Genomic DNA, 14,724 nt, shown 5'->3' on the forward strand with positions numbered 1-14,724 from the left:
ACGCCTCGCGTCATCCGGCGTCTCGCACACCGCCGCACTCCAACGAGAGCAACCGAGATGCCGATGCTTCCACCCCTGCGCGCAACGCTGTCCGGCCTGGCCTTCGCCGCCTGCCTCGCTGTCTCGGCCCTGCCCGGGATGCCCGCACGAGCCGGCGACATCCCGACCTTCGCCGTCGATGCGACATGGCCGAAACCGCTGCCGAACAACTGGATCCTCGGCCAGGTCGGCGGCATCACGGTGGACTGGCAGGGTCACATCTGGATGATCCACCGGCCGCGCTCGCTGACCGACGACGAGAAAGGCGCGAGCCTCAATCCGCCGCGCTCGAAGTGCTGCATCTCCGCGCCGCCGGTGCTCGAATTCGACGCCGACGGCAATCTGCTGCGCGCCTGGGGCGGCCCCGGCGACGGCTATCAATGGGTCGGCCGCGAGCACGGCATCGAGGTCGACGAGCGCGGCTTCGTCTGGATCGGCGGCAATGCCGACAACGACAATGCGATCCTGAAATTCACCCTCGACGGCAAGTTCGTGTCGCAGATCGGCTCGATCGCGCCCAGCAAAGGATCGAACGACACCACCCAGCTCGGCAAGCCGGCAGAAACCGCGATCGACAAGGCGGCCAACGAGATCTATGTCGCCGACGGCTACGGCAACCGGCGCGTGATCGTGTTCGATGCCACGACCGGTGCCTACAAGCGGCACTGGGGCGCCTATGGCAACAAGCCCGACGACGCCAAGCAACCGCCCTACGATCCGAAGGCGCCGCCTTCGCAGCAATTCGCCAATCCCGTGCACTGCGTGAAGATCGCCAATGACGGGCTGGTCTACGTCTGCGACCGCATCAACAACCGCATCCAGGTGTTCAAGAAGGACGGTACTTTCGTGAAGGAGTTCTTCTTCGAGAAGAACACGCTCGGCAACGGCGCGGTGTGGGATCTCGCGCTGTGGCCCGATCCGAACCAGACCTATCTGCTGAGCGCCGACGGCGAGAACAACGAGATCCGGATCATCAAGCGTGACGATGGCACCGTGGTCGGCAGCTTCGGCCGCAACGGCCGCAATGCCGGGCAATTCCACTGGGTGCACGCCCTCGCCGTCGACGCCAAGGGCAACGTCTATACGGCCGAGGTCGACACCGGAAAGCGCATCCAGAAATTCCGGCTGACCTCGGATGCGCTGAAGTGACGGATGACCGCGGGATGACGCTTGGACGCACTTCATCCGGCTTTATGCGGATTGCCGCTTGCGCCCGGAAAGGGTAAGCGGGAACTCGAACGACCGGCATGAGGCCCCGCAAGAGGGCCGCTGGGAAAAAATGACAGTGGAGGGAATGTCACATGACGACGACGCTCGCGCGGCGCCACGCCGTGCTTTTCGTTTGCGCTGCACTCAGCCTTGCAACTCCTGCCTTCGCTCAAGACAAGAACGTCAAGATCGGCGTGCTGAACGACATGTCGGGCCTCTATGCCGACATCGGCGGCCCGAACTCGGTGGCAGCCGCCAACATGGCGGTGGAAGATTCCGGCCTGCGCGCCAAGGGCTGGAAGATCGAGGTGGTGAGCGGCGACCACCAGAACAAGCCCGACGTCGGCGTCAACATCGCGCGCAACTGGATCGACAATGAGAAGGTCGACATCATCACCGACACGCCGAACTCCGGCGTCGCGCTGGCGGTGAGCAACCTCGCCAAGGAGAAGAACTCGATCGTGCTCAATTCGGGGGCTGCGACCGCCGACCTCACCGGCAAGGCCTGCAACGCCAACACGATCTCCTACACGTTCGACACCTATATGCTCGCCAACGGCACCGGCAAGGCGCTGACCAAAGCGGGCGGCGACACCTGGTTCTTCCTCACCGCCGACTACGCCTTCGGCCATGCGCTGGAGCGCGACACCTCGGCGGTCGTCACCGCCAACGGCGGCAAGGTGCTCGGCGGCGTCAAGCACCCGCTCAACACCGCGGACTTCTCCTCGTTCCTGCTGCAGGCGCAGGCCTCCAAGGCCAAGGTCATCGGGCTTGCCAATGCCGGCGGCGACACCACCAACGCGATCAAGCAGGCGTCCGAATTCGGCATCACCGCGGGCGGACAGAAACTCGCGGCGCTGCTGCTGTTCGTCAACGACGTCCATGCGCTGGGTCTGAAGATCGCCCAAGGCCTCACCTTCACCGAGTCGTTCTACTGGGACATGAACGACCAGACCCGCGCCTGGTCGAAGCGCTTCCAGAAGGTCTCGCCGAAGGGCTCGATGCCCTCGATGACGGTCGCCGGCGTCTATGCCGGCGTGCTGCATTACCTGAAGGCGCTGGACGCGATGGGCGGCAATCCGCATGACGGTGCCAAGGTGGTCGCCAAGATGAAGGAGATCCCGACCGACGATCCGCTGTTCGGCAAGGGCCCGTTGCGGATCGATGGCCGTCGCATCATCCCGGCCTATTTGTTCGAGGTGAAGAAGCCGGAAGAGTCGAAGTATCCCTGGGACTATTACAAGCTGATCGCCACCATCTCGCCGGAGGACGCCGCCAAGCCGCTCGAGGCCAGCGACTGTCCGCTGGTGAAGAAATAGGCGCGGCTTCGTAGGGTGGGTTAGCCGGCTACGTCCGCCCAAGCTCAACCGAGCGAAGGTGGAAGGCGTAACCCACCATCTCTTTCTACGGCACGAAGTCGGTGGGTTACGCTTCGCTAACCCACCCTACGCCTTTCACTTCGCCGCCGACTTCGCCTTCGCCTGAGCGGGCAGCGACGCCCATTCCTTGTCGGCGCGCGGGCCGCCGACGTCGCCGGTCAGACCGACGAGCTGTCCGGACTGCACGTCGAGCGTCTGCGTCCAGGTCTGGGTCTGGCACAGGAACTTCATCAGGCATCCCTTCAGCTTCAATCGATCGGACCTATCGCGCCACAGCGAGACCGCATAGGACTTGCCATCCTCCGCATTGTAGATGTCGCCGTCGAACCTCCCCTCCGGCGTCAGCTTCAATCCCAGGATCAACTGATGGCCGAGCAGCGCACGGGCTCGCTTGTCGGGATCGGGATTGAGGCTGTCGCGAAGCGGCTGGCCGCGCGGATCGACCGGCTCCTTCATCCACACGATGAATCCGCAGATGCGGTCACGCGCGGTGCCACAGCGCTCGAGGCGGATGCGGGCCTGTCCGTTCTCGGTCAGCCAGGTGCCGCTCGGATCGGCTGGGATCGTCTCGGCGCGGCCGGTCGAGCTCATCAGCAGCGCGGCGACCAGGCTGCGCAGAAACATGCGAACCAGAAAGTTCATTGTCCGGGACCTTTCATTGTCGGGATGGTTTCGGGACGCGCGCGGCGCGCCTCACTTCAATTGCGCGATGAAGGCATCGGCACCCTTGTCGATGCCCGCGGTGGCGGCCGCGAGATCGCCGACACTGGCCTTGATGTCGTAAGCGCCGGGATATTGCCTGCTGACATAGGCGCCGAGCAGGCGCGAGGTCGCGCTGTCGAACATCTCGACGACAAAGATCACCGAGCCGGTCATGGTGCCCTCGCGATCGCGCGCCGCCTGCACGCCGTTGTAGACCGCGCCGGCGAGGTCGAAGCGCGACAGCGTGCCGAGCACCGGCGTGTTGGCGACCGCGCCGGTCAAGGTCAGCCGCAGCCGAAAGGTGTTCGGCCCGCGCGTGTTCACCACCGCGAAGCGGCCGCGCAGCCTGTCGGCGAAGCGGGTCTGCATGGTGGCCGCGAGCGTCTCCTTGTCCTTCTCGGACATCTCGCCGAACTGATGATCCGCGCCGCGATAGATCACGACCGGATCGATCATGACCTTGTTGTAGGTCCGCCAGTCGACCGGCGGAGCGTAGCGATACGGCACGCGGCCCGAAGGATCCGATGTGTCGGGCGTCATGTAGGCCGATGAGCCCACCTCCGAATAAGCCACCGGCGTGACGGCGGCGCATCCTGCCGCGAGGACGCAAAGCGTCATCGCTCCCAGACCGCGCGCGGCGATCGAGCTGTCCATTCCAATCTCCTCATCCGAACCGTCGGAAAGCAGCACGGCCGCAGCCACGTCCGGGGCTGAAGTGCGGCTGCGGCCGTCACTGCCGACCTTGCTCGCCGTCCGGGCGCCGCCAGGCCTAGCCTCAGTGCGACGAACTATAAAACCGACCAGTTGGTTTGTAAAGTTGCAATTTCAGGAACCGGGACCAAAAATGCGACGATCGAGGCGTCGGGGGATTCCTGGAGATTCAGCCGCGCTTGCGTGCGGAGTCGGGTTTTGCGGCGCGCGCGCCCGACGGCTTCGGCGATGCCGCGCGCACGGCCGTCGTCCTCGATGTCTTTGCCGCGCCCGTCGCGCCCTGCTCGATCGCAGTCCACTTGCTGTCGTCGAGCAGCCGCTCGAACAGACGATCACGCTCCGCATCGCTCAGCGACGACAGGCCGAACAGCGAACTCAGCAGCAGCCCGCGCGCCGCTGCCCAGCGCAGCAGCGCGAGATCGGGATCGCGCGCCTCGGCCTTCATGCGCGCGACCTTCTCGATGTCGACATCGCGCGGCATCGCCATCAATTCGGGATTCTCGTTCATCGCCGCCAGCAGCGCGAACGCCCCTGCCCGCGGCGTCGAGATCGCCTCCCTGAGCGTTGCGATCTGCGCTGCCAGTTCGGGCTGGTCCGTGGTCTCGCGCGCCTTCTCGATGTAGCGGTTCGAGAAGTCCTCGAAATATGCCATCTGCTGCTCGAGCAAGGCGCGCAGCACCGCTTCCTTGGTGCGGAACTGGTGCATCACGCCGCCCTTGCTGAGGCCGCTCTCGCGCGCGATCGCGTCGAGCGTCAGGCGCCCCGGACCGTCGCGCGTCACGATGGTGATCGCGGCATCGAGGGCGGCATTGCGGGAGCGTTCCGAGCGGGAAGGATTATCCATATGACACTCAAGACGTAGGGCATTCGGAAGGAGTCGTGTGCGCGCAGTATCTCAGCCGCACCAGTCAATCTCAAGCGCGGCATCGGTTGCCGCCAGGCAGCGCGCAATCCGATCACTCATGCGCATAGGCGCATCTTTTGCAGCAGGCGGCGGCGCAGGTCGTGAAGGAAACCAAAGGCCATTCGGCCGATCACCCGCTCGCCCCGGCCGCGCGCGCGGGCGACGGCCTCCGCGTCGGCATGACTGGCGGCGACGATCGTGCCGTGCCTGTCGCCGTCGAGTTTCAGGTCGGTCAGATAGACAAGACCGCGCGAGGTCAGCAGCGCCGCCTGTGCATCGCTGAAGCGGGTCAGTTCATCGCAGATCTCAGCGGCCTCGTCGTCCACCATGCTCCTCCTGTCGGGCGCGGCGCCGGCCAACGCGCGCGTCGTCATCCGGTACGTCGGTCAATATACAAACCAACCGGATGGTTTGTCGATAGCAAAATCCTGATCAGGCCGTTTCGGCCCCAATCCGCCTCGGACCGAAACGCGATTTCAGATGTCGGATCGGCGCTCGCGCCTTCGTCCTCGAAGCATCGATCGGCCGGCACCCGGAGCAGCACAGCGATGACACAGCGGAGCAAGACGGCGGAGACCGAGATCAGGGCGCTCATCGACGGCTGGGCAGCCGCCGTCCGCCGACAGGACTATCCAGGCATCCTCGCGCATCACGATCAGGACATCGTGATGTTCGATGTTCCACCGCCGTTGCAGTCGCGCGGATTGGACGAGTACCGGAAGACGTGGGATCTGTTCTTCAGCTGCTACCGCCCCTCCCACGCCTTCGACATCGATGAGATCGCGATCACGGCCGGCGACGACGTGGCCTTCGCTGTGATGGTGATGCGCTGCGGCCCGCCCGACGCCACCTTCCAGTTCAGGCTAACAATCGGATTGCGCAATGTCGGCGGCGCATGGCGCATCACGCATGAGCACCATTCGGTGCCGGCGACGGATTAGATCGCGAACTCATAACCCAATCCAGGAATGCTCATCCATGCTCACCGTCTATGGCGAAGGTCGCGGCTTCCGTATTGTCTGGCTGCTCGAGGAATTGGGACTGGCCTATCGGCTGCGCCCGGTCGATCTGTTTGCGGTCGAGAACGACCGCGATTTTCTCGCGATCAACCCCGCCGGATTCATTCCCGTACTACAGGACGGCGAGACGATCATGGTCGAGTCGGTCGCGATCCTTCAGTACCTGCTCGCCCGCCACGGCTCAGCGTCGTTGGCCGTCGCCCCGGACGATCCCGCCTTCGCTTCCTATCTGCAATTTCTCCATCTGGGCGAGGCCGGGCTCGCCGGGCTGATGAACGCCGTCATTGTCGGTCGCAATTTGGCGCCGGAAGCCGAGCGAGACGCCCGAGTCACCCGCTGGGCACTCGAGACCTTCGAGAGCCGTCTGGGTCTCGTGATCCGCCGCCTCGCCGATTTCCCCTATCTCGCTGGCGACCGCTTCACCGCTGCCGATATCTCGGTGAGCTACGCCCTGCTGCTCGGCCTGCGAACTGGCCATTACGTCCCTGGTTCTATCGAGCGGGACTATCTCGTCCGCACGACGGCACGCCCTGCCTATGTCCGGGCGATGGAAAGCTGCCAGGCCACCAAGGCTTGGGCGGCGCGATCACCGGGTTTGTAGCGGGGGCGCACCGCGAAGCTAAGCGATCGTCCTCGTCGCCGTGGCGCGCGCGGCGATCGCAAGCGCCAGCACCAGCAGCGCGCCCGCCAGATAGAACGGCGCGCCGGGCAACGCGAGCGGTGCGTTGTCACCGATGAAATACGCAAAGGTCAGCGTGAACAGGAACGGGCCGATCAGTTCCGACATGCTCTGCACGCTCGAGGTCGCGCCCTGCAACTGGCCCTGCTGGTCGGCGGCGACGAGTTGTGTCGTCAGCGCCTGGGTTGCGGCGCCGGAGAGGCCCCACAGCGCCATCACGGGAATGCCGATCCAGAACAATTGCCCTGACGGCGCCGCGCCGAAGATCACGAAACCCAGGGCGCCGCAGACAAGGCCGAGGAACAGCGCGTTGCGCTCGCCGAGGCGCTTCACGATCGGACCGATCGCCGCGCCCTGCACGATCATGCCGCAGAGGCCGACCAGCGCGAGCGTTGCGCCGACCGTGCCGGTGTCCCAGCCATAACGATAGGTGGCGTAGAGCACGAACACCGACGGCAGCACGACATGGGCGAGCTGGCCGAAGAATGTCGCCAGCGACAAGCCGGCCAGCGTCCTGTTCGAGAGCAGGAAGCGCAGCGCACCGATCGGATTGGCGCTCTTCCATTTGAACGGTGCGCGCCGCTCCACCGGCAGCGATTCCGGCAGGATGAACAGGCCGTAGAGTCCGTTGACGAAGCTCAGGCCCGCCGCCGCCCAGAACGGCAGCCGCGGATCGATCTCGCCGAGCACGCCGCCCAGCGCCGGTCCCAGGATGAAGCCCGCGCCGAAGGCAACGCCGATCTTGCCGAACATCGCGGCGCGCTGTTCCGGCGCGGTGACGTCGGCGATATAGGCGAACACGGTCGATATGCTCGACGAGGTGATGCCCGAGATCGCCCGCCCGATGAACAACCAGATCAGGTTCGGCGCCAGCGCCATCAGCACGTAATCGGCGGCAAGACCGAAATTCGACAGCAGCACCACCGGCCGCCGGCCGAAGCGGTCGGACAGCGCGCCGAGCACCGGCGAGCAGACGAACTGCATGAGCGCCCAGATCGAGCCGAACAGGCCGAAGATGCGCGCCGCGTTGGCGGTGTCGTTGCTGACAAAGCCTTCGATCAGCTTCGGCAGGATCGGGATGATGATCCCGAGCGCCAGCATGTCAAGCAGCAGCGTGACGAAGATGAAGATGACGGCGCCGCGGCGCGGCTGCTGAACGGCAGAGGTGTCGGCGCTCACCTCTCCGCTCACGACGGCCGCTTGCGCTTGTGGGCGAACGGATTGGCCTTTTCTCTTAGTGTAATACGAATGGGCGTGCCCGGCAGGTCGAAGGTCTCGCGCAGCGAATTGGTGAGGTAGCGCAGATAGGACCGCGGGATCGCATCGGCGCGCGAGCAGAACAGCACGAAGCTCGGCGGCCGCGCCTTGACCTGCGTGATGTAGTTGAGCTTCAGCCGGCGGCCCGAGACCGCGGGCGGCGGGCTGGCCTGGATTGCCTGCTCGAACCAGCGATTGAGCGCCGCGGTCGGCAGGCGCCGGTTCCAGACCGCATAGGCCTGCTGGATCGCCGTCATCAGGCGATCGATGCCCTCGCCCATCAGGCCGGAGACGGCCACGATCGGCGCGCCCTTGACCTGCGGCAGCCAGTGATCGGCGTCGATGCGAAGTTGCGAGATCTGGTTGGGCTTACGCTCGACCAGATCCCATTTGTTGACCGCGAGGACAATGGCGCGGCCTTCGCGCTCGATCAGGTCGGCGATGCGCAGGTCCTGCTCCTCGAACTTGTTCTGCGCGTCCATCATCATCACGACCACTTCGGCGAAACGCACCGCGCGCAGCGCGTCGGCGACCGAGAGCTTCTCCAGCTTCTCCTCGATCCGCGAGCGGCGGCGCAGGCCGGCAGTGTCGAACACCCGGAACTGGCGGCCTTGCCAGGTGATCTCGACGGCGATGGAATCGCGCGTGGTGCCGGCCTCGGGGCTGGTCAGCAGCCGTTCCTCGCCGAGCAGGTGGTTGATCAGGGTCGACTTGCCGGCATTGGGCCGGCCGACGATCGCAACCCGGATCGGACGCTGCGCAGCCTCCTCTTCCGAAATGTCCTCGTCGTCAGCAATATCATCGTCGTCCGCCTCTGATGTCTCCGGCATCAGCGCGCTCAGCGCCTCGTGGAGATCGCCCATACCCTCGCCATGCTCGGCCGAGATCTGGACGGGATCGCCAAGCCCGAGCGCGTAGGATTCCATCGCGCCGATTTCGCCATGCTTGCCCTCAGCCTTGTTGGCGACCAGCACCACCGGCTTGTTGGCCTTGCGGGCGAAGTCGGCAAAGGCGCGATCGGTCGGCGTCAGGCCGACGCGGGCGTCGATCACGAACATCAGGGCGTCGGCGAGCTCGATCGCGGTCTCGGTCTGCTCCTGCATCCGCGCCGTCAGCGATCCCTTGGCGCCCTCGTCGAGCCCCGCAGTGTCGATGATGGTGAAATCGAGATCGTAGAGCTTGGCCTGGCCTTCGCGGCGGTCCCGCGTCACGCCCGGCTCGTCGTCGACCAGCGCGAGCTTCTGGCCGACCAGCCGATTGAACAGCGTCGACTTTCCGACATTGGGCCGGCCGATAATGGCAATCGTGAAAGACATGAACTATCCAAGCGCAATTTATGAAGCTGGAGTCAATGAGCTTCGGGTAGCCCGTGCCTCTTCTCGTTCGGTGGCCGCATCCTGCGAGACGGCGCTTCGCGCCTTCTCGGGACGAGGTGCGGAGCGCGGCAGCGCCGCCTGTCTCGAACCATGAGGCGGCGAGACGGCCTCGCAGTCCAGCCCTAGCGGCTAAACGTACCGCTCGGTAGCGGCGCGGGGAACCCGCCGCCGGATTGTTGCGTGGTCTGGGTCTGCTGGGCCGGCGCCGCAGGCTGCGCCTGCTGGTCGTCGGGTGGCGGCGCGGTGGTGCGGCGGCGCACGATCTTCTTCGGCTTCGGCTCCGGCGGCAGCGCAGCGGGCGCGCCCTCCTCGGTTGCCGCGTCGGGCGCAGCCGCCTGATCGGCAGCCGGCGCGGCCCGCTTGCCGTGCCTCTTGGCGCCCTTCGGCGGCTCGGGCGGCGGAGCGGGCTGAGCCGCAGCGGCGGCCGCGGCGTTCTGCTGGTCGAGCTGTTCCTGCTGCGAGCCCTTGTACAATTCCTTCGGCACGCCCTGCTCGAGGCCGGGCACGCCTTCGGGGAACACCGGCTTGCGATCGCCTGCCAGCTTCTTCTTGGTATCGAGGAAATCGAGCATGTCGCTCGGATCGAAATTGGCCATGCCGCCGCTGCCGCAACCGGCCAGCGCACCGCAAAGCGCTGTCAGGACTGCGGCTGCGATCAGGCGTTGCGAGCGGCGCATGGTCGATCTCTCACTTGAACTCGAGTTACGCAGGATCAGCTCTTCGTCAGCTCTTGGCGACCGGAGGCAGCAAGGCCTGAAGCGCCTCGGCACGCGAACGCAGGCTCGGCGGCGTTTCGCCGTCATTGGCAATCTGGTCGAGCCACTGCCGCGCGGCGGTGGCATCGTTGGCGTGCCAGGCCGACAGCGCCAGCAACTCACGCGCCGAGTGGCGGAACGTCGAATCCTTCGATGTCGCCGTCGCCTCGAGCCGCTGGAGCATGTTCGGATAGGTGGTGGTCTCCATCACGATCTGCGCGGCGCGAATGCGCGCCAGATCCTGCTCGGGTGCGCCGACGCTGCGGTCGGCCGCGATCTCGTCGTAGAGCTTCGCGGCGGCCGGCTGATCGCGTGTCGCGACCTCGGCAGCCATGCGCAGCCGCGCCAGGGTGCGATAGCCGGACGGCGCCTTGGTGATCAGATCGGCAAAGGCCGCTTCGGCCTCGGCATGCTTGTTCTGGTCCGACAGCTCGACGGCGCGGTCGAACGCCGCACCGGCCTCGGCGGCCTTGTTGGCCTCGAGATACTGATAGCCGCGCCAGCCGCCGACGCCCGCGACCACCAGGATCGCCAGCGCAATGATCAAGATCGAGTACTTGTCCCACAGCTTCTTGAGCTGATCGCGACGGACTTCCTCGTCTACTTCGTCAAATAATTCAGACACTTAAGGCTATCCCATCCCCTCGGGACCGCGAATCTCGGTGGAGCCCAGCCCACACCCGATCCCCACATCGCGGCGGCGTTACCCTAACGGTGTGGCGGAGGCAAGGCAAAGCGAGGCGGATCAAAGCGTTAACGGTGGGAGTTTGCCTGCCCCGGCTCACGCCTTGGCTGCGGTCAGGCTTTCCCTGAGCTGGCGCTTGATCACCTTGCCATTGGCGTTGCGCGGCAGCGGCTGCGCCGTGAGCGCCATGGTCTCCGGCACCTTGTAGTCCGAGAGGCGCTCGGCGCACCACGCGCGCAGGCTGTCCGCATCGACCTCGGCGCGGGTCACGATCACAGCATGCACGCGCTCGCCGAGCACCGGGCATGGCTTGGCGATGATCGCGCTCTCGACCACCGCGGGATGGCCCGCCAGCACGGACTCGACCTCGGCGGAATAGATCTTGAGACCACCGCGGTTGATCATGTCCTTCTGGCGATCGAACACGCGGACGAAATTGGCGGCATCGACCGAGCCGAGATCGCCGGAGTGCCAGAACCCGGCGGTGAAGCTCTCCGCGGTCGCCTTCGGATTATTCCAATAGCCTTTGATGACGGAGGCGCTGCGGATCCAGAGCTCGCCGATCTCGCCACGCGGCACCTCGCGGCCGTCAGCCCCCATCACGATAATCTCGGCGCCGGGACACGGCAGGCCGACGCTGTCGATATGGGCGGCGGTGAGCTCGCCCGGCATCAGGGTCGAGGGCGAGGTGGTCTCGGTCGCACCATAGCAATTGGCGAGCTTCAGTCCGGGAATCTTGGCGTCGAGCTTTTCGATGGTCGCGACCGGCATCGGTGCGCCGCCGAAGCCGCCGATCCGCCAGCTGGACAGATCGTAGCTGTCGAAATCGGGCTGCATCAGGCAGAGATTGTACATCGCCGGCACCATCACCGTGTAGGTGACACGCTCGCGCGCGGCGACCTTCAGATACGCCGCCGCCTTGAACTCCGGCATGATGATCAACGCGCCGGCGCAGCGCGCCATGGTCGTGACATTGGCGACCGCGCCGGTGACATGCGCGAGCGGCACCGCGGCGATCGAGCGATCGGCGCTGGTCAGCTTCAGGCAGGACACGAACACGTCGGAGGAGTGAATGATGTTGCAATGGGCGAGCATCGCGCCCTTCGGCCGGCCCGTGGTGCCGGAGGTGTAGAGGATCATCGCGGTGTCCTCCTCCCTCACCTCCGCCGGCGTCCCGGCCGCAGCACTGTCGCGCAGCACGGCGAATTGCGACGCGCTGTCGTCGCTGACCGGGATGCGATGCGCGAGGCCGGGAATATCAGCGGCGTCGGGGATCCGATCGGCCAGCGTAGCCTCGTGGACCAGACATTTCGCGCCGCAATCGTTCAACACATAGGCGATCTCGGGCTTCTGCTGCCGCGTCGACAGCAGCACCGTCACCAGCCCGGCATGCGCGGCCGCGAACATCGTCAGCACGAACTCGATGCGGTTGCCGAGCAGGATCGCAACGCGGTCGCCCGGCGAAAGGCCGAGCTTCGCAAAGCCCGCCGCGACCCGCGCCGAGGTCTCGACGACCTCGTGCCAGGTCAGGCGTGTCTCGCCGCAGACCAGCGCTTCGCCGTCGCCGTTTCGCACAGCCGCATCGGCGATCATCGCCCACAGGCTGGCTGGCCGCTCCACGAACGCCGGCACGACCCGGTCACCGAAACGCGGCTCGAGCCGCATCAGCGGAAGTGCGTGTTGCGACCAGTCCATGCGCGCCTCGTTCAGCTCTTCTTCATCCCGTAGACGTGCTCCGGCCCCGGGAAGGCGCGGCTCTTCACGTCGCGCGCATAGCCCGACACCGCCTCCTCGATCGCGGGACCGAGATTGCCGTAGCGGCGGACGAATTTCGGCGCACGCGCCGACAGGCCGAGCATGTCCTCCAGCACCAGCACCTGGCCGTCGCAGGCGACGCTGGCGCCGATGCCGATGGTCGGCACCGCGATCGCCTGCGTGATCTTGCGCGCCAGCGGCTCGGCGATCGCCTCGACCACGATCGAGAAAGCGCCGGCCTCGGCGATCGCCTTGGCGTCGTTCTCGATCGGCGCCCAATCGGCTTCCTCGCGCCCCTGCGCGCGGAACGAGCCGAGCGTGTTGATCGACTGCGGCGTCAATCCGATATGCCCCATCACGGGAATGCCGCGCTCGGACAGGAACGCCACCGTCTCGGCCATCCGCACGCCGCCTTCGAGCTTGACCGCGCCGCACAGCGTTTCCTTCATGATCCGCACCGCGGACTGGAACGCCTGCTCCTTCGAGCCCTCATAAGAGCCGAACGGCATGTCGACCACGACCAGCGCCTGCTGCGAGCCGCGCATCACCGCGCGTCCTTGCAGGATCATCATGTCGAGCGTGACCGGCACCGTGGTCTCGAAACCATGCATGACGTTACCGAGGGAGTCGCCGACCAGAATGGCGTCGCAGTGCTTGTCGAGCAGCGCCGCGGTGTGCGCGTGATACGACGTCAGCATCACGATCGGATCGCCGTTCTTGCGGGCGCGGAGATCGGGCGCGGTCTTGCGCTTGATGGCGGATTGAACAGACATAGTCAGGCTCCCATGACAGGCACGCCGATCACGACCGGGTGGAACGCAAACGCCAGCGCCAGATAAGCGATGATACCGACCGCGACCGCGATCAGGTCGTTGGTGACTCCGCCGACCGGGATCGGCGGCGCGCCGGCATCCGCACGGCGCTTCAGCGAGATGCGGTCATAGACCGCCCAGCCGAGAAACGAGCCGAACAGGATGATCGAGCCGAGGTCGCCGTTGGCGAGCAGATGCGCGAACGCCCACAGCTTCACGCCGGCCAGCATCGGATGCTTCAGCGTGGTGTAGATGCGGCCGCGGATGTAGGAGGCAACGACGAGGATGACGGCAGGCAGCATCAGCGCCACCGTGATGTGCCTGAAGGCGGTCGGCGGCGTCCAGACGTCGATCCACCCGGTCGCGCGATAATGCGCAAAGCCCCAGACGATCAGCGCGAGCCCCGCCGCGGAGACCAGCGAATAGACGCCCTTGTAGGCGCCCTCGCCCATCGCGTTCACCAGGCTTGCGCGCAACTCGCGCAGGCTGGTCAGCACATGGACGCCGAGGAACAGCACGAGACCCAGGATCATGACGAGCAGTCCCACGATGTTCCTCCCTGATAGATTGATATCCTCGCGTAACATCTTCGCCGGTCGGTGCGCAATGCGTCACGCCGGGTGTGGGATCACGGATTGCCGGCAGGCTTGGACGGATCGCCGGCCGGCTTGGCCAATTCGCGATTGTCGACATAGCGGATCATGATCGGCCGGCCGGCCAGCGCGCCGCCGAGCCCACCGGTGAATTTGAGCGGCAGGCAGGCGTCGAGCGAGGCATTGATGGCGTTGAGGTAGGTCGTGCGGGTATCGGCCGGGATGCCTCGCGTTGAAAATGTCAGCCGCGGCGCGCCGATCATCTCGCCCGACCGCTTGAAGCTGAAGCGCACCGACATCTGCATGCCCTCGCGCGCATCGTCAGGTGGCGGCGGCGACCAGCAGGCGCGCAGCGCGGCGAACAGATCGCCGATGGTATCGAGATCATGGTCCGGCTTGCGGTACTTCTCCGCCTGATCTTGCGGCGGCACGGTCAGGATCGTGAGCTGGAGATTTTCACCGTACGGATAATCGATCTCGGGAAGGCACGGCCCGTGATTGAGCACGCTGCAATAGGACGGGATGCACGGCCCGTTATCGAGCACGCTACAGGGCGTGTGCGCGAACGGCACCGGGTTGGTCTGGTGCCGCTGCCGCGCGGCAGCCGTGCCCACGACGGCAACGGTTAGCGCGGCAAGAGCGAGGCGGATGGCGACGCGTCGGAGCATGCATGCGGACCCGGAATGCGCTTCCGGGGAGAAATGGGACCGCTGCCCGACCGCATCAAGCGGGGCCGGTTCACGTCCTCGCGCTTTTCTCGCCACAACCTCGCTGTCATCGCCCGGCTCGATGTTTTAGCCCGGCGATCCAGTATTCCAGAGACGGCGCTGATCGAACGGAGAAGCCGCG

At 65.9% G+C, this 14,724-nt stretch carries 16 protein-coding genes; 4 read left to right on the forward strand and 12 right to left on the reverse strand.

The genetic code is table 11. From position 1 onward, the window contains the following. Positions 1-138: 138 nt before the first annotated feature. Positions 139-1,188 (forward strand): hypothetical protein, encoded by a 1,050-nt coding sequence (locus tag B2W55_RS11210; protein WP_244442219.1) that lies wholly within the window; start codon positions 139-141, stop codon positions 1,186-1,188. Positions 1,189-1,340: 152 nt separating this feature from the next. Beyond that, a complete protein-coding gene (locus tag B2W55_RS11215; protein WP_024581445.1) occupies positions 1,341-2,567 on the forward strand; it encodes an ABC transporter substrate-binding protein in 1,227 nt (408 codons plus the stop codon). 135 nt (positions 2,568-2,702) lie between these two features. On the opposite strand, the gene B2W55_RS11220 is transcribed toward B2W55_RS11215, so the two are convergent. The 4 genes from B2W55_RS11220 to B2W55_RS11235 form a co-directional block, all read right to left on the reverse strand. Further along, complete coding sequence (locus B2W55_RS11220; protein WP_024581444.1) at positions 2,703-3,269, reverse strand: DUF2147 domain-containing protein; 567 nt, start codon at positions 3,267-3,269, stop codon at positions 2,703-2,705. Between the two features lie 51 nt (positions 3,270-3,320). Next, entirely contained in the window at positions 3,321-3,983 is a 663-nt protein-coding gene (locus B2W55_RS11225) for a DUF3313 domain-containing protein (protein ID WP_024581443.1), read from the reverse strand. Between the two features lie 226 nt (positions 3,984-4,209). Next, entirely contained in the window at positions 4,210-4,884 is a 675-nt protein-coding gene (locus B2W55_RS11230) for a TetR/AcrR family transcriptional regulator (protein WP_024581442.1), read from the reverse strand. 116 nt (positions 4,885-5,000) lie between these two features. Then, on the reverse strand, positions 5,001-5,273 hold the full coding sequence (locus tag B2W55_RS11235) for a hypothetical protein (protein WP_145987269.1): 273 nt from the start codon (positions 5,271-5,273) through the stop codon (positions 5,001-5,003). Between the two features lie 219 nt (positions 5,274-5,492). Between B2W55_RS11235 and B2W55_RS11240 the strand changes: the two genes are divergently transcribed. Both B2W55_RS11240 and B2W55_RS11245 read left to right on the forward strand, forming a co-directional pair. Beyond that, the gene (locus tag B2W55_RS11240; protein ID WP_024581440.1) at positions 5,493-5,885 is read left to right on the forward strand and encodes a YybH family protein; all 393 of its coding nucleotides are present in this window, start codon (positions 5,493-5,495) and stop codon (positions 5,883-5,885) included. Positions 5,886-5,922: 37 nt separating this feature from the next. After that, positions 5,923-6,564 carry a glutathione S-transferase family protein gene (locus B2W55_RS11245; RefSeq protein WP_024581439.1) on the forward strand — a complete coding sequence of 214 codons (642 nt, stop codon included), beginning with the start codon at positions 5,923-5,925 and terminating at the stop codon, positions 6,562-6,564. An 18-nt stretch (positions 6,565-6,582) separates the two neighbouring features. On the opposite strand, the gene B2W55_RS11250 is transcribed toward B2W55_RS11245, so the two are convergent. From B2W55_RS11250 to B2W55_RS11285, 8 genes are all read right to left on the reverse strand, one after another. Then, positions 6,583-7,821, reverse strand: coding sequence for a TCR/Tet family MFS transporter (locus B2W55_RS11250; RefSeq protein ID WP_024581438.1), 1,239 nt, complete (start codon positions 7,819-7,821; stop codon positions 6,583-6,585). An 8-nt stretch (positions 7,822-7,829) separates the two neighbouring features. After that, positions 7,830-9,215, reverse strand: coding sequence for a ribosome biogenesis GTPase Der (der, locus tag B2W55_RS11255; RefSeq protein WP_024581437.1), 1,386 nt, complete (start codon positions 9,213-9,215; stop codon positions 7,830-7,832). 182 nt (positions 9,216-9,397) lie between these two features. Beyond that, entirely contained in the window at positions 9,398-9,952 is a 555-nt protein-coding gene (locus B2W55_RS11260) for a hypothetical protein (protein ID WP_024581436.1), read from the reverse strand. Between the two features lie 46 nt (positions 9,953-9,998). Next, positions 9,999-10,655 carry a tetratricopeptide repeat protein gene (locus B2W55_RS11265; protein ID WP_024581435.1) on the reverse strand — a complete coding sequence of 219 codons (657 nt, stop codon included), beginning with the start codon at positions 10,653-10,655 and terminating at the stop codon, positions 9,999-10,001. A 156-nt stretch (positions 10,656-10,811) separates the two neighbouring features. After that, positions 10,812-12,410 (reverse strand): class I adenylate-forming enzyme family protein, encoded by a 1,599-nt coding sequence (locus B2W55_RS11270; protein WP_024581434.1) that lies wholly within the window; start codon positions 12,408-12,410, stop codon positions 10,812-10,814. Between the two features lie 11 nt (positions 12,411-12,421). Continuing rightward, positions 12,422-13,243 (reverse strand): 3-methyl-2-oxobutanoate hydroxymethyltransferase, encoded by an 822-nt coding sequence (gene panB / locus B2W55_RS11275; RefSeq protein ID WP_024581433.1) that lies wholly within the window; start codon positions 13,241-13,243, stop codon positions 12,422-12,424. Positions 13,244-13,245: 2 nt separating this feature from the next. Further along, positions 13,246-13,830 (reverse strand): NnrU family protein, encoded by a 585-nt coding sequence (locus B2W55_RS11280; protein ID WP_024581432.1) that lies wholly within the window; start codon positions 13,828-13,830, stop codon positions 13,246-13,248. 80 nt (positions 13,831-13,910) lie between these two features. Beyond that, entirely contained in the window at positions 13,911-14,543 is a 633-nt protein-coding gene (locus tag B2W55_RS11285; RefSeq protein WP_024581431.1) for a hypothetical protein, read from the reverse strand. Between the last annotated feature and the right edge of the window lie 181 nt (positions 14,544-14,724).

It is taken from the genome of Bradyrhizobium sp. UBA2491, from assembly GCF_002341725.1.
GTDB lineage: Bacteria > Pseudomonadota > Alphaproteobacteria > Rhizobiales > Xanthobacteraceae > Bradyrhizobium.

Bases quoted from the DNA above. Each gene is read 5' to 3' on its own strand.
- B2W55_RS11270 (WP_024581434.1), bottom strand. From the start codon at position 12,410: ATGGACTGGTCGCAACACGCACTTCCGCTGATGCGGCTCGAGCCGCGT.
- B2W55_RS11245 (WP_024581439.1), top strand. From the start codon at position 5,923: ATGCTCACCGTCTATGGCGAAGGTCGCGGCTTCCGTATTGTCTGGCTG.
- B2W55_RS11220 (WP_024581444.1), bottom strand. From the start codon at position 3,269: ATGAACTTTCTGGTTCGCATGTTTCTGCGCAGCCTGGTCGCCGCGCTG.
- B2W55_RS11285 (WP_024581431.1), bottom strand. From the start codon at position 14,543: ATGCTCCGACGCGTCGCCATCCGCCTCGCTCTTGCCGCGCTAACCGTT.
- B2W55_RS11215 (WP_024581445.1), top strand. From the start codon at position 1,341: ATGACGACGACGCTCGCGCGGCGCCACGCCGTGCTTTTCGTTTGCGCT.
- B2W55_RS11210 (WP_244442219.1), top strand. From the start codon at position 139: ATGCCCGCACGAGCCGGCGACATCCCGACCTTCGCCGTCGATGCGACA.
- der (WP_024581437.1), bottom strand. From the start codon at position 9,215: ATGTCTTTCACGATTGCCATTATCGGCCGGCCCAATGTCGGAAAGTCG.
- B2W55_RS11260 (WP_024581436.1), bottom strand. From the start codon at position 9,952: ATGCGCCGCTCGCAACGCCTGATCGCAGCCGCAGTCCTGACAGCGCTT.
- panB (WP_024581433.1), bottom strand. From the start codon at position 13,243: ATGTCTGTTCAATCCGCCATCAAGCGCAAGACCGCGCCCGATCTCCGC.
- B2W55_RS11230 (WP_024581442.1), bottom strand. From the start codon at position 4,884: ATGGATAATCCTTCCCGCTCGGAACGCTCCCGCAATGCCGCCCTCGAT.
- B2W55_RS11235 (WP_145987269.1), bottom strand. From the start codon at position 5,273: ATGGTGGACGACGAGGCCGCTGAGATCTGCGATGAACTGACCCGCTTC.
- B2W55_RS11225 (WP_024581443.1), bottom strand. From the start codon at position 3,983: ATGGACAGCTCGATCGCCGCGCGCGGTCTGGGAGCGATGACGCTTTGC.
- B2W55_RS11240 (WP_024581440.1), top strand. From the start codon at position 5,493: ATGACACAGCGGAGCAAGACGGCGGAGACCGAGATCAGGGCGCTCATC.